This window comes from Actinospica robiniae DSM 44927, from assembly GCF_000504285.1.
GTDB classification, from domain to species: Bacteria; Actinomycetota; Actinomycetes; order Streptomycetales; family Catenulisporaceae; genus Actinospica; species Actinospica robiniae.
In genome coordinates this window covers 5779461-5793831 of record NZ_KI632511.1, presented here as the reverse complement: position 1 = coordinate 5793831, position 14371 = coordinate 5779461, and the positions used below count along the sequence as shown (strand labels likewise).

The 14371-nt window shown below is 68.2% G+C and carries 13 protein-coding genes; 9 read left to right on the top strand and 4 right to left on the bottom strand.

Annotated elements, in window-relative coordinates; translation table 11 throughout:
- Positions 1 to 39: 39 nt before the first annotated feature.
- Positions 40 to 744: a helix-turn-helix domain-containing protein gene (locus tag ACTRO_RS43825; protein WP_084316503.1), complete on the bottom strand. Its 705-nt coding sequence runs from the start codon at positions 742 to 744 to the stop codon at positions 40 to 42.
- 234 nt (positions 745 to 978) lie between these two features.
- Here ACTRO_RS43825 and ACTRO_RS43820 point away from each other — a divergent pair, with 234 nt between their 5' ends.
- On the top strand, positions 979 to 1449 hold the full coding sequence (locus ACTRO_RS43820; protein ID WP_051451327.1) for an ATP-binding protein: 471 nt from the start codon (positions 979 to 981) through the stop codon (positions 1447 to 1449).
- A gap of 4 nt (positions 1450 to 1453) precedes the next feature.
- On the opposite strand, the gene ACTRO_RS24545 is transcribed toward ACTRO_RS43820, so the two are convergent.
- The 3 genes from ACTRO_RS24545 to ACTRO_RS24535 form a co-directional block, all read right to left on the bottom strand.
- Complete coding sequence (locus ACTRO_RS24545) at positions 1454 to 1930, bottom strand: prepilin peptidase (protein WP_157436413.1); 477 nt, start codon at positions 1928 to 1930, stop codon at positions 1454 to 1456.
- Positions 1931 to 2299: 369 nt separating this feature from the next.
- A complete protein-coding gene (locus ACTRO_RS24540; protein WP_211244398.1) occupies positions 2300 to 3202 on the bottom strand; it encodes an inositol monophosphatase family protein in 903 nt (300 codons plus the stop codon).
- Between the two features lie 44 nt (positions 3203 to 3246).
- Positions 3247 to 4383, bottom strand: coding sequence for a hypothetical protein (locus tag ACTRO_RS24535; RefSeq protein WP_034266607.1), 1137 nt, complete (start codon positions 4381 to 4383; stop codon positions 3247 to 3249).
- 370 nt (positions 4384 to 4753) lie between these two features.
- Between ACTRO_RS24535 and ACTRO_RS24530 the strand changes: the two genes are divergently transcribed.
- From ACTRO_RS24530 to fxlM, 8 genes are all read left to right on the top strand, one after another.
- On the top strand, positions 4754 to 5173 hold the full coding sequence (locus ACTRO_RS24530; protein ID WP_034266605.1) for a hypothetical protein: 420 nt from the start codon (positions 4754 to 4756) through the stop codon (positions 5171 to 5173).
- A complete protein-coding gene (locus tag ACTRO_RS24525) occupies positions 5170 to 6222 on the top strand; it encodes a GPP34 family phosphoprotein (protein WP_157436412.1) in 1053 nt (350 codons plus the stop codon). Before ACTRO_RS24530 ends, ACTRO_RS24525 begins: the two co-directional genes overlap by 4 nt.
- Positions 6223 to 6267: 45 nt before the next feature.
- Positions 6268 to 7719 carry an APC family permease gene (locus tag ACTRO_RS24520; protein WP_157436411.1) on the top strand — a complete coding sequence of 484 codons (1452 nt, stop codon included), beginning with the start codon at positions 6268 to 6270 and terminating at the stop codon, positions 7717 to 7719.
- A gap of 29 nt (positions 7720 to 7748) precedes the next feature.
- Positions 7749 to 8345, top strand: coding sequence for a GNAT family N-acetyltransferase (locus ACTRO_RS24515; protein WP_063628282.1), 597 nt, complete (start codon positions 7749 to 7751; stop codon positions 8343 to 8345).
- 526 nt (positions 8346 to 8871) lie between these two features.
- Entirely contained in the window at positions 8872 to 9072 is a 201-nt protein-coding gene (locus tag ACTRO_RS24510) for an FxLD family lanthipeptide (protein ID WP_034266601.1), read from the top strand.
- An 88-nt stretch (positions 9073 to 9160) separates the two neighbouring features.
- On the top strand, positions 9161 to 11203 hold the full coding sequence (locus tag ACTRO_RS24505) for a lantibiotic dehydratase family protein (RefSeq protein ID WP_157436410.1): 2043 nt from the start codon (positions 9161 to 9163) through the stop codon (positions 11201 to 11203).
- Complete coding sequence (locus ACTRO_RS24500; protein WP_034266599.1) at positions 11200 to 12258, top strand: lanthionine synthetase C family protein; 1059 nt, start codon at positions 11200 to 11202, stop codon at positions 12256 to 12258. Before ACTRO_RS24505 ends, ACTRO_RS24500 begins: the two co-directional genes overlap by 4 nt.
- A gap of 48 nt (positions 12259 to 12306) precedes the next feature.
- The gene (gene fxlM / locus ACTRO_RS24495; protein WP_034266597.1) at positions 12307 to 14361 is read left to right on the top strand and encodes a methyltransferase, FxLD system; all 2055 of its coding nucleotides are present in this window, start codon (positions 12307 to 12309) and stop codon (positions 14359 to 14361) included.
- Positions 14362 to 14371: the final 10 nt, after the last annotated feature.

Sequence of the window (14371 nt, the reverse complement as noted above, 5' to 3'; positions counted from 1 at the left end):
AGCCAAGGGGGCGTGCGCGTCGGCGTCACCGAATATGGGCTACTCCAGCGGGTTTGCCGCCGTGAACCTCAACGGGGCTTGGCAGGTGCACACGGCCTCGCCCTTCGCGACCAGTCGTTTACAAGCGTTGACCACCGCGCCCTGCGAACGCCCGCCCAGGGCTCGGGACACATGCAGGGGGCTGAATTCCTCGCCGGGTCGTGACAGCAGCAGCTCGTGCACCTGCTCCTGCAGCTCCCCAGCCGCCAGCCGCCGCAGGGCGAGCTCACCGCGCGTCCCCGGCGCCGCCGGAGGGGTTGAGCTCGCAGCACGCATCCGGGCCTGCCGCGCGGAAACCAGGAAACCCGAGTGCGGCGCGTCGGGCGCCGGTGGGGCCGCGCGAATGGGTTCCGCCTGCGGCGCATGTTCGGTCAGGTCGGCCTCGCGCGACCCGGCTACCGGGGACCAGAGGTCCGGCGTGCTCGCTTGCACGTTCCCTCGTTCGCGCTGTGCCCAGCCTGCCCGCTCAAGCTGGCCCAGTGCCCGGTTCGCCGACTCCCGCCGGGTGCCGAGCGCATCCGCCACCTCCCGCGCGGTGACCGGGCGTTCGGCCGCGCATAACGCGGCCCACACGCCCCGGACCACCGCCCCGCCCGGCACGCCGCCCGCCCGACCGTCCGGCGCCGGGCCACGGCGCCCCACAGCGCCCCACACGGCCCCCACCGCCGCGCCCGTGCCGCCCGGTCCTTCTGTGTGATCCGGCATACCGCCGACCGCCTTCCCGTGCCGTGTGATCCCGGGGCCGACCGGCCCCGGGATCACATGCACGCTCGCACCCCCGGACGATGTCAAGACCCTTCGTCACCCCGGCACGCGCGGCATCACCCGATCCGGTGACCGGCGGTGAAGAACCTTGATTGCCCATCCCCGCCGCCGTGGCACCACGACGGTGCGCCGCCCGACCGGCCGCACCGCCACACTGCACGGAAAGGGTCGATCATGCCCCACCTGCCCGCCTTCTTCCCGGTAATCCAGGCCTCGAAGACGCCCGCGTCCCGTTCCTGGCACGAGCTGACCGTCCCCCTCGCCGCGGGCGACCGTGCTGCCGTCAGCGCGCTGCGCCACCTCGCGCACTCCACCCTCACTGCGTGGGAAATCACCTCGGAACAGGCTGAAGACGTGGTCGTGGTCCTCTCGGAGCTGGCGACGAACGCCCTATGCCACACCGACGGCCCCGCCCGCATCCGCCTGCGCGCCCACGCCGACCAGCTCATCCTGGACGTCGCCGACACCAGCCTCACCCTGCCGGACTTCATCACCGGCCCCGACGATCAGGACGAGCAGCCCCACGGCTTCGGCCTCGCGCTGATCGCCTCCGTCCTCGCCGGGACACTGACCGTCACCGTTCATCCCGGGCGCGGCAAGACCGTCACCGCCACCTTCACCATCGCCGTAGACGACGACCACTGAGCTGCTACGCCCGGGCCCGCAGCAGCAGCGCGAGCCAGGCGCCGAGAATCAAGAAAGGCCCGTACGGCACCATCCTGCGGTGTCCAGCACTGCCTACCAGCAGCAGCACACCGAACACGCCCCCGATCACCGTCCCTAGGATCAGGCCGGTAAACACGCTACCCAGGCCGACCCAGCCGAGGAACAACCCCAGCAGCCCGGCCAGCCGCACATCACCGCGCCCGAGCCCACTCGTCGCGTGCAAAAGCAGGAACACCGCCACAAGCACCGCCGCCGACACGAGCGCGACGGCCAAGCGATGCCACGAGCCGGACAGCGCGGCAGCGCAGGCCAGCAGTAGCAGCCCGGACCACGAGACCGGGTACAACACCCGGTTCGGAAGCCGCATCGTGCGCGCGTCGACGAAAGCCAGCACCGCAGTCCCGACCAGGAACACCGCGAACGCGGCCGCCTCGAACTGGCGCGCCAGGAACATGTGCATAGCGATGGAACATAGCCGCACCAATTGGCGCGTCCCAAACACCACGCCGTCAGGACCCTACGGTCTTCAGTGCAACGTATGAGCGGGTGACCGATCGGGCAATTCCCGCGATGGCGGGCGCGCCAAGGCGATAGTGACGGACGCGGCCCGGTCGAGCACGAGGTGCTGCGCAACATCTCATGTCAATGGCGCGTCAAGGCGTCACTGTGCGAGCGAGCCCTTGACGGTTGCTGATCGGCGGGTAGAGCTCAGGCTTCAGACAGCGCACGTCGTGGCTGGTCGTGGGAGAACGCGGGTGGCCGGATTGAGGCCTGATTCAGATCGATACTGTCTGGAGTGAGCGTGCCTCGAAGGCGTGACCCCACCTCATCAGGTATCGAGGCGGTCGAGGATTTCGTGGGCCAGTGACGTGCCGCCGGCTGCGATGAACTTTCGCCGCTTGTTCATCGCGGCGGCGATGTCATGGAGGCTGTCGAGACCGTAGTCGAGGGGCAGTTCTTTGCCCTGCAGGTCGATGACGGTTCCGCCTGCGGCGTGCAGGATGTAATGGCCGGGCGAGAGGTCCCAGATCGCGAAGCCTTTCGCGAACTCGATGGTGGCGTCACTCTGGCCGGAGGCGACGTGGCACAGGCTGATCGAGCCGAAGTCCACCCCGATGCGTCCTCGTGCGGCGCCGTCCTGGCTTGGTGTCGTGAGCGCGTCGATGAGCGCCTGCTGACGGGCGACGGGCTGAAGGCGCTCGGCGGGCCGCATCAGGTAGTTCGTGATCAGTGCTTGTGAGATACCGACGGGCGCGCGTGTAGACAGGTGATGCACGTCGTCGTCAGCAGTGACCAGGTAGGCGCGGTCCCGGCCGTCGTCGTGACGGCAGCCGATGAAGAGCTGCAGGTGGTGGTAGATGTCGCCTACGACGGCGGTGACGGGGCGGCGCAGGGACCTGGAGTAGAGCATCACGTGCGTGTACCCATGCAGCGCTCTGACGGCCAGTTCGCTCGTGTCGAGTGGATCGACGAGGACTACGAGGTCCGGGTCTGGATCGGCGCCGATGACGCGCGGGTCGTCTTCTTCCGACGCGTAGACGAATGAGCCGAGGGCATCCGCGAACAACTCTCGGTAGCGGTTATGCATCCGCAGATCGTGTTCGGAGAGGAAGTTGTCCTCGTGCCGCAGGTTCTCGCTCTCTCCGCGCTGACCGGTCAGTGCGGCTGCAAGAAGGGCGGGGCGCGACTCGGCCATCACGGTGCGGACGATGCGTGCGACCGCGTTGGCCACGCCGGTGGGCTCGAGGGCAGATGTGGTCATGGTCCTTCCTGTGTTCAGCGCAGTTCCAGCGGAGGTTCGATACCAGGCGGGCTCATGGTGGCGGCGATGAAGACCGCTTCGAAGTCCGCTGCGCGCATGATCTTTGCGCCTGTCAGATCGTCGAAGCTGTCCACTTTCAGGTCTGTGTCCTTGGTCATCGCCCCGAAGACCGCGAAGTACAGACTAGCCCTGGGGTAACGCGTGCGTAGGTCGCGGGCGATGAACCCTACGACATCGGCGTGTTTGACCTCGAAGTCGCAGACGACGATGGTCGGCATCTCGGGTGCGGCAGGGTACGAGGAGGCATCGTCGAGCGTGATTCCGTCTCGAGACTTCACGCACTTGAGGTAACCGATGGGGCATCTTCCAAACTGCGCGGAAGACAGGAAGGTGGCCATGACCAGCCCGGCCTCGTTGATACCGAAGCAGATGTCGGCTTCGAGCCGGCGCCCGAGGTTCTTGATCTGCCGACCCAGGCGCTCGATGCCGTGTCCGAACACCTCCCACGGCAGGTCGAGAAGCTGGCCGGGCTGAGGGTTCGGGAGAGTAAAAGGGTGGATCTGTGGATTTCCATACTCGACAGTCGGCACGATGAGGTCGAAGTCGGGGCCGATCAGCGCTGGCGTCTGCCCGGACGCGACCGTTTCCCCGGTCTGCTGCGACGGCGGCGCGGAGGCTAGAGGTGCCGCCTGCGACTCGCGTTGGTGGGCTGTGTAAAGCTTGAGCGCGATCTGGTCCTCTGGGGGCAGCCGTTCGTACACGTCCGCGATCAGGTCGGAAGGCGCCAGCCGCTCTTCGCCGATTCCGAGCGGACCACGGCCATATGCCAGCGCAAGGATGAGCAGACTCGAGAACGGCGGCGGCGAGCCGATGCCTCGGCTACGCGCCCACGACTCCCAGGCGTTGATCGTCGTACTACCAAGACTGGTTTGGTGATCCGTCACTTCGTTGTATCGGGTCGCGGCCTGCTCTTGCGATAAGCCGGCCGCATAGCGAAATGCCTGAATGGCGGGCAGGTCACGAAATCTACTCATCAGCTCAGCAGCCGCGCCCTGCACGGTTCCGATCTCCTGCCACAGGGAGCGGCCCTGCCGCGCAAGCTCACGCCCGCGGGCCTGGGGGCTGGTGATCTGGCGGTTTGATGCCTGCATTGCTCCTCCGGTCCACGTGATCCATCCAGTCCGCGGAATCCCAACGCTGGCTGCTTAGCACTCTACCCATTCGAATGGGTAAGTGAAGCTGGCCGTGCGCACGAGCCCGAGCGTTTTCGCCCACGAACTCGTATGGCGTCCCGCCCGCGTCGCAGGTGTCTGAGCTGCACTGTACTGGCACGGTAGACGACAGCAGTGAGCTACCAAGCGGCAGGAGGCCAGGCCATGTGCGCAAGCGCGGAATTCGAGACCGAAGCTCAACGGCAGAACCTCCCCCGTCCCGGCCGAGCGCGCCAGGCTGCCGCAACGAATACTCACGGTCGAGGGGCATCCAGAGCTCATGTCAGACACGAGACAAGCGGAGGCGCTGATGAGTGAGCGGATCTCGAACGCCGAAGCCGGCGATCCGCTGACCGCCGTTGAACTCGGCCAAGTTCTGCGTGCGGCAGCGACGGTGGCAGCAGGTGATCGGCACCACGATTTCGCGACGATCCTGTACGTCCTCAACACCGATGTGCTGTGCCCTGCTGGCCAGCGCCAGCTCTACACGCTGGAGGCCCGTCAGATCGCCCGTGCCCTGTGCGAGGTCATCCCCGGCGAGGGGCGCGCGAGTCTGCCGGTCGACCCGATTGCCGCCGTCAATCAGTGGACGATTTCCCGGCGCAACGGCGGCCAGCCCGCCGTTGCTTCTGGGAAGGCGCTGACGGAGCTGTTCCGTACTGCCGCCGCTCAGGTCGAAGGCGGCGCCCAAGCGGCGGATGGTTTCGGGGTGCAGGAGGCTGCCGGATGAGTGTGCATGCGCGCACGCTGAGGCCAGCGGACTACGCCGGTCGGCTGACGCAGGCAGAGCTGGCGGATCTGCTCCGCGTGGCGGTCCAGCAGTGCGGTCGGCCAGATGGGCCGCCCGCGAGCCTTTCCCATGTGATGGACCTGGCGGCGGCGAGGCTCGGGCGCACGTTGAGCGAGGTGGCGCTCTGGCAGGTCGCCGAGACGGTGGTGAACGCGAATGGGCTGCCTGCAGTCGTGCACGGGGGTGATCCGCTCACGGCCGTGACCGCAGCGATTGCGGCGGCACAGGAGCAGCCGTCTGACGCGCTACATGCTCTGCTGGTCGAGGCGTGGATGGCCTGTGAACCCGAGCCGCGCTCGGGCGCCGGGCAGCAGCGTGCCAATCTCGAGGACCTCGAGCGGGCGGATCTCGCGCGGTTGACGCTGGCGGGGCGGTATTTCCTACTTGCGCACGACGATGTCGGTGATCTGCTCGTGTCTGAGCGGGTGTGTGCGCTGGGTCTGGCTGGGGCTCTGCTTGCCGAGATGCTGCTGGCGCACAGCATCCGCTTCGTTCCGGCGAATGGGTCGCTTGTCGCCGATGGCGCCGTGGAAACGCCGACGCTGATCTCGCCGGTGGCGCAGGACATTGCTGGGCGGCTGCGCGAGCCGTGCCCCGCGCAGCGGGTTCTGGACTATCTCGCGTCGGATGCATACGAGCGTGTGCGTGGCGTATTGCTATACGCCGGCATCCTCACGCCCCGGGAGTCGCCTCGTCTTCTCCGCGCCCCCCGCACGCTGTTTCCGCCCACGCGCCCGCGGCTGACCGAGCGAGTGTTCAACGCCGTGACCGCGCTGCCGACCACGGACGCGGCTCGACTAGATCTGCAGGATGCTGCGCTCGTCGCGCTGGTACGCGCCTCAGGCCTTGCCTCCGCGGCCGGACGGCAATGGTGGATGGCCGATGCAGTCCCGGCGGAACACGCAATGGCCCGACATCCAGGCCTCGGCCACCTGATCGGGCAGGTCGGTGCGGCGGTGACCGTGACGGTGGCCGTCCGCCAACGCTGACTACTGATAACCCCTTATCCACCTTCGAACCAAGGAGTGATCACGATGGTGCAGACGACCGCCGCGGCGCCGCCCGGCGCGATACCGCAAGGTCTGGCCCGCGGGAAGCTCAATGCGCCGATGGTCTCGTTCTTTATGATCGCGTCGCTGGGGCCGCTGCTGGTGTGCGCGGGAACGCTGCCATCCTCGATCGGCGCGACGGGCTTAACGTCGTTCCCGGCCGCGTTCGTACTCACCGCGCTCATCCTTGGCATGTTCGCGCCCGGGTACCTCGCGATGAGTCGGCACGTGGTCAACGCCGGTGCGTTCTACGCCCTGATCACGCGCGGGCTCGGCCGACCGGCAGGCGTGGCCGGGGCACTGGTGGCGTTCGTGGGCTACTCGGGAATGCAGTGCTCGCTCTACGGGATCATCGGCGTGCAGGGCGCGGCGTTCGTCGCGGATAACTCGACCTGGCACCCGAGCTGGTGGGCGTGTGCGCTGGCGGCCTGGGTGCTGGTCGGGACGCTCGGGCTGGTGCAGGTGGAGTTATCCGGCAGGCTGCTCGGAGTGCTCTCGGTCACCGAGATCCTCGTGATTCTCGCGATCTCGATGGCGGGGCTGGCACACCCGGCCGACGGCCGTACGCACCCGGGCGCGCTGAACCCGTCGCACCTGACGGCCGGTTCGCTCGGCCCTTTGGCCGCGATCTGCGTGCTGTGCTTCCTTGGGTTCGAGCAGTCGGTCGTCTACGGCGAGGAGGCCCGCCGACCGCGGACCACGCTGCTACGCGCGAGCGTGGTCAGCCTGAGCGTCGCGGCGGTGATCTACGTCGGTGCTTCGCTCGCGGTGGACATGCACTACGGGAAAAGCGTGGTGGCCGAGGCACAGGCCAGGGGCCCGGAGCTGTTCCTGGCAATGAGCCCCGGGCTGCTCTCGGACTGCGCGGACGTGCTCTTCTTGACGTCGTTGTTCGCGGCTGCGCTGGCATACCACAACACTCTGATCCGTTACGGCTACTCGCTTGGGCGGGATGGCGTGCTGCCCCAGGCGCTCGCGACGGTGCGCCGATCCGGTATCCCGCGTACTGCCTCGCTGCTGCAATCCGCGATCGGTCTCGGGGCGATTTTGGCGACGTTGACGTTCCAGTGGGACCCGATGACGCAGTTGTTCTACCTCGCCTCGACGACCGGCGGCTATGCGATCATGGTGCTGCTGGCGGTGACGGCCGTGGCCGTCGTCGTGTTCTTCGCCCGTGACCACCGCGGTGAGCCCGGCGCGGTACGCCTGTGGCTTCCGGGGATCGCCGCCGCGGCGTTGATCGGCATGGTGTGGGCCTGCACGGCCAACCTGTCCGGGTTGCTCGGGATCTCCCCGTCCGATCCGACCATCGACCGCGTTTTCATCCTGCTCGGCGGGACCGCCGTGCTCGGCTTCGGGTGGGCTCTGGCGCTCAAGCTGACCCGCCCGAGCATCTACGCCGCGCTCGCCCCGATCCTGACGGAAGTAGCCGCCTGATGCCCAGTATCAGTTCGAAGGACGCGCCGGTGGAGATCGACTGCCCGCCGCGCCGTGATGCCCTGCTGCTCGGCAGAACGATCGCGAAGGCCTTTCACTCTCTGCCCGCTTCCCAGTACCTGATCCCGGACGTCGAGTGGCGTAAGCGCGTATACGCGGCTTACTTCAAGCTCGCCGTCGAGGACGCATTGGACCAAGGCACGGTGTACTCCGTGAACGGCGGCGAGGGGGTGGCGCTGTGGCTGCCGGTGCCGGCCGAAGGGCTGCCCGCCGTGGAACTCGATGAGCGCATCGCCGGTGATGACCTGGATCTGGCGGAGCGCGATCGCATGTTCCATCAGACCCTGCTTGAGCGTCATCCGTTCGAGCGCGGTGCCCATCACTGGCTGATGATCCTCGCGGTGCGACCCGACCGGCAGGGGCAGGGCCTCGGTTCGGCGCTCCTGGACGCGCACCACGCTTACCTCGACCAGCAGGGCCTGGGCGCGTACCTCGAGGCAGCGAGCATGCGCGCTCGAGACTTCTACCGCGACCGCCACGGCTACGCCGACGCCGGCGACCCGATCCAGTTGCCGAACCGGAGTCTGATGTACCCGCTCTGGCGCGAGCCTCAGCCCGCGCCCTGACCCAGGCCCCTGGCTGGCGTTTCCCGTGCGCGAGCGAGGACCGTGCCGGGCTGCCTGTCTCCCTGCGCTCATGTGGGCAGCCGACCCCGATCACCAGGTTCAGCGGGAGTGAAGACCCTACGGAGAGGAGGACTACAGCCGAATGGCGAGATCAACGCGTGCTTCAGCGCTTCGCGCAACGGTGGGGGCGTTGGAGCGGGTTCTTCCCGAACTGCCAGGCGAGGAGGAGTTGCTCCACCGCATCTTGGGACCCGACGCGGCGGTGCCAGAGCGAACCACCGCCAGCACAAGTGCGCGCAGGGATAGCGGTGGCGCCTGTCACCCGTCTGAGACGCCCTGCCACGGACCCGAACCGACTGGAGGTGAAACACGCAGTAGATGACCGCTTCTGATGTCCCCCGCTGAGCTCAGAGCCTTGGTCGACACGACAGCTTCGGCCCGGGCTGCGAGCCGCGAGATGACGCGGTTCAGCGGGACGTGAATCCAGATTTCTAATCGGCTCGGCTTGACAAGAAATGAGGACAGGATGAGCACGCAGACCCACGTGGGCAGCACCGATGTGCTGCTCGCCGACCCGGACGACGACACCGACAGCACCGCGGCCGGTGACCCGTTCGACTTCGACATCAACTTCATCGAGGGCGTCGACGCCTCCGAGACCGTGCTGATGTGCAGCACCAGCGATAACTGCGGCAGCTCCTGCGGCAGCGCCTGCACCACTTCCTAGGCAAACGCAGCAGGCCTCTGATGGACGCGCGGGCCGGCTGGCCCATCCGGTCGGCCCGCGCTTAGGCGTGACGTTGGCGGAAGGAGCAATGATGACGCGTTCGCGACACAACCTGTATCAGCGCGGCGACGGCGGGATCCTACGAGCAGCGCTTCACACCACGGGTCCGGTGCTGGAGCCGTGGCCCACTGCAGACAGTCCTTTCGAGGTGTGGCGTGTGTGGCTGCGTGGCGCGTGGGCTGATGAAGGCTTCGCCCGTGCGGTGGGGGTGGCGAGCCCGGATCTGGCTCGGCAGGTCGATCTGCTGCTGAGCGGACGGCTCAGCGATGCGCGCCGTGCCCGTCGCGCAGCTCTGGCGGTCGGACGGTACGCGATCAGGTTCACAAGCCGGTCGACGCCCTTCGGCCTGTTCGCCGGGGTAGCACCGATCTCATTCGGCCCGGGGGCGCGGGTGCGCTTCGGGGAGCGGCACGAGGAGTACGTTCGCCCCGAGCCTGTGGCGCTGGCTGGGACGATAGCCGCACTGGAGCAGGACGCCCTGTACATGTCTACCGTCGACGTGTGCGTCAACAACCTCGTGACCGTGCGCGGAGACCGTGTTCTCGTTCCGGCCGAAGGCGCCGACGAGATCTCCGTGGCGCTCACGCCCGTGATCGCGAACATTCTCGAAGCAGCGACCACGCCGATTGCCTACGGCGCACTGGTCGGCAAGCTCGTCGCCGACTTCCCGGGGGCGACGGAAGCCCGGTGTACGGAAGCGTTGAGCGAACTGCTGCGGATCGGTCTGCTCCGTTCAGCGCTTCGGGCACCGGCAACCGTCGTCGACCCCAGCGACGCCCTCCCCGCTACCTCGGCCGCCGAGTTCCGCGACGACGAGAAGATCGCCGTCGATGTCCGGTTGGAGGTGGACGTGCGGCTTCCCGAGCCGGTCGGGGTCGAGATGGAGACCGCGGCGACACTGCTTGCCCGGCTGGCGATGTACCCCTCGGGCATTGTGGAGTGGAGCAGGTATTCCGAACGGTTTGCTGAGCGCTACGGCGAACATGCGCTGGTCGCGGTTCCAGAACTGACAGATCCTGAGCGCGGTCTCGGCCTCCCGGACGGTTTCACGAGGCTGTCCGTGCCGCCGCGGGCGATGTCGCGCCGCGACCGCGTGCTCCTCGAGCTGGCACAGACCGCAGCCTTGGACGGTGCCCGGGCCGTGACCCTGACCGGCGCCATGATCGAAGAGATCCAGGCGGCCGCCGGCCCGTTGCCCGTGTTCCCGGCCCCGCACATGGAAGTGTGCGCGCAGGTGTGCTCGCCCTCGATCGCAGCGCTCGATCGCGGTGACTTCCGCGTCCTGGTGCACACGGCATCCCGCGGCGGCGGCTCGATGGCGGGCCGGTTCTGGCATCTGCTTCCCGGCCACATCGAGGGCAGCTACGCAAATCTGCCGACGGTGGAGCCCGGCGCCACGACGGCGCAGCTGTCCTTCCATCCCAGTCGGCTGCACGCCGACCTGCTCACCCGCGCGCCGCAGCTCCTGCCCACGGTGGTGAGCGTCGGGGAGTTCCGTCGCCGGGGCGAGGGCGTGCTGACGCCAGAGGATCTCGTCGTCGGACTGGCCGACGGAAGGCTCTTCCTCGCTGTGGCCGCCACCGGCAAGCACATCGAGTTGCTCACCCCGAACGCGCTGAACTTCATCTGGAACAACTACACGCCACCGCTCGCCCGGTTTCTGGCGGAGATCGCTCGTGCCGCCTGCCCGCAGGTGACGGGCTTCGCCTGGGCTGCGGCGCTGGTATTGCCGTTCACCCCGGCCCTACACCACCGCCGCACGATTCTGATTCCGGCCCGTTGGCGTCTGCGCGCCCGCGATTTACCTGGCCGCACAGCGCCGGCAGCCGAGTGGGTCGATGCGCTGGGTCGGTGGCGCGAGTGCCACCGGATGCCGACCCGGGTCCTGTTGACGGTTGACGATCAGCGTCTTCCGCTGGATCTGGACGACGCCATGCACCTGGACGTGCTGCGCACGTCGCTGGCAGCCAGCGGCACCGCGCTTCTCCAGGAGGCGCCGCCGCCGGGTAGCGACGGGTGGATCGGCGGGCGCGCCCACAGCATCCTCGTGACGATGCGAGCGCGTCCATGAACGCGCCGACGCATCAGGCCCTGGCCGAGAGCTCGCTCGGTGTGGCGCTGCTGCACATCGAGCGCGGCGAGATGGCCGAAGCGCGCGCCTTGTTGGTCGAGGCTGTCGCCGGCGGCGTGAGCGTCGGCGCCAACGCCAGCCTGTACCACGGTGCTCCGGCGTTGGAGTTCGTGCTGCGCTGCGGCGGCCACCGTGTCGGCGTGCACATCACCGATGCCGTCGACCGTGTCGTGGCGGCTCGCTTAGCCGCAGCGCGTGAGCGGGCGCGGACCGGGGAGCGCCCGTCTTCGGCGGAGTTCGATCTCATCAGCGGGCTGACCGGCCTCGGTGCGCTGCTGTTGGGGCGCGGTCCACGTGATCCCGCGCTCGCCGAGGTCTTGTCGTACCTCATCGACTTGGCACATCCGATACAGCGCGGGAGTCTCCAACTGCCTGGCTGGTGGTCCGACACCAACGTCGGCACGGGCGCCGCCGTACCCGGTGGGCATGCGAACAACGGGATGGCTCACGGAGCCGCAGGCCCTCTGGCGCTGTTGGCCATGGCAGCTCGACGCGGCGTAAGGGCCGCCGGCCAGCACGCGGCGATCGATATCTACGCACACTGGCTGGAGACCTACGGCCGCTTCTACTGGATCACCCTGGGCCAAGTGCCCAACCCGGGAACACCTCCGCGGTTGCGACCGTCCTGGTGCTATGGCGTCCTCGGAATCGCCCGAGCGCTCCAGCACGCGGGCATCGCGCTCAACGACCCCGAACGGAAAGCCGCCGCCGAAGAGGCCGCCCTTAATGCCCTGACGGACCCGGTCGTACGAGAGCTGACCTGCGATGCCAGTCTCTGCCACGGATGGGCCGGATTGCTTACGGTCATCCGGGCCATCGCCGGTGACAGCCCCGACCCCAGCCGCTTTCACGACCTCGTCACCGAGCTGCGCGAACGTACGGAAGCCAGCCTTGGCACGCTCACCAAGCCCGGCTTCCTCGAAGGCCGGGCAGGCGCTCTCCTGGCCCTAAGCAGCACCGACAGCGGGTGGACGCGCGCACTGCTGATCGACTGACTGACTGACTGACCCCACTGTCCCGACCGACCTGAGTGAGAGGCCCGAATGGATCTCGATGACGAATACCTGCCCGTCGCCAAAGACGGCGAATGGCACCACGCGACCGTCTCCTTTCCCACCGGCCGCGGCCCGACCCCCCAAGCCGCCACCGCGCTGCTCGCCGGGCTGGCCGGACGACGCTTCTGGTTCTTGCGCAAGAACGGCCAGCTCAGGCTGCGCACGACGGCTCCCATCGACGCCATCCTGGACCAGTTGGTCACCGACCGCCTTGCCTCCGGGTGGGTTGCCGGCATCTACGAGCCCGAGGCCGCGGCGTTCGGCGGCCCCGAGGGCATGGCCGTCTCGCACGAGCTGTTCTGCGCGGACAGTCCGGGTGCGCTCGCCGCGACCGGCCGGGCCGGATCACGTGAACGGTGCGTCCTGCTCCTGTCCGCACTGACCCGCGGCGCCGGCTTGGACAGGTTCGAGACCGGAGACGTGTGGGCGAGACTCGGCGCCGAGCGCCCGCAGTTGGAGCTCTCGCAGCTACCGAGCGGACAGCAACGCACCGCCGCCGTCACCGCGGTCCGGCGACTGATGAACGTCGACGCCGCCAAGGCCCCCGATGAGAATCCGACGTGGCCCGACCGTGTCGCAGCCTTCGAGGGCGCTGGTCGCCAACTCGCCCTGTTGGCCGCCGAGGGCCGACTGACCCGGGGGCTTCGCGCCGTGCTCGCGCACCACGCCATCTTCACGCTCAACCGCGGAGCGATCGATACCGCGGACCAAGCCGCACTCGCGTGGCTGGCCCAACAGGTCGTGTTCTCCGACGACCAAGCGGCCGTCGTGTCAACCAGAAGGCTGTCCGCCAGCACCCCTAAAGTCGGGCAAATGGAGACCACACTCAGCCCCACCGCCGATCCGGACGCACTGCGCACCGCCCTCGTCACCAAACTCACCGACTCGCAGTGGCTGCGCACACCTGCGATCATCGACGCCTTCCGGCAGGTACCCCGCCACCTGTTCGTCTCCGACGTGGACGTGGAGACCGCCTACCGAGACGACGCAGTCTCGGTGAAGACCGACGAGGCCGGGGAGATGATTTCCTGCATCTCCCAGCCGACGGTCATCGCCACCCAACTCGAACAGCTCGACGTGCGCCCGGGCCACAAGGTCTTCGAGGCAGGCGCGGCCACCGGATACAACGCTGCGCTGCTGGCCCACCTGGCCGGACCGGGCGGCCACGTCTGGACCGTCGACGTGGACGAAGACCTGGTGGACCAGGCGCGGCAAAACCTCGCCGCGGCTGAGGTGGCGAACGTGACGGTGGAGCTGGCCGACGGCGCCGCTGGGCTGCCCGAGCACGGACCCTTCGACCGCATCCAGTTCACCGTCGGCACCGCGGACATTCCAGCCCCGATCCTGAACCAACTGGCCCCGGGCGGACGCCTCGTCATCCCCATGCGGGTGCGCGGCAGTATCTCCCGCAGCTTCGCGTTCGAACGCGACGGCGAGACGTGGCGGGCCGTGTCTACCGAGATGGCCACTTTCGTGCCGCTGCGCAAGGGCAGCATGGACGATAACCGCGACATGCCGGCCTTCGACGGGCCCGGCGACGTGCGCATCGAGATCTACCCCGAGCAGGACGTCGACTTCGACGCGCTGCGGACTGTGCTGGAGACGCCCGCCACGAAGCTTTACAGCGGGGTCAAGTTCCGCGCCGGCGGAGCGTTCGAGTGGCTTTACCTCTGGCTGGCTTGCGCGCTGCCCAACGGGCTGTCCCGGATGCCCGGCAAGCGCCCCGGGTTCACGCCCCACTTCTCGTGGGGCTCGATGGCCGCGCTCAGCAAGGACAGCCTGGCGTATCTGACCATGCGCGAAGGCGCGGACGAGGACGGCGACTACTGGGAGATCGGCGTCATCGGCCACGGCCCGGTCGGTGACGTCCTCGCGGAGCAGGTCACCGAGGAAATCCGCGCGTGGGATCGGCACGGCGGCAACGGTTCGGCAAGCCCGACGTTCCGCATGGCCAGCGGCCCGGCCCGCAACACGCTTGCCACCGGCGCCTCACGATTCGTGATCGACAAGCCCACCAGCCGCCTCGCAGTCGACTGGCCGTAGGAGTAGCCCC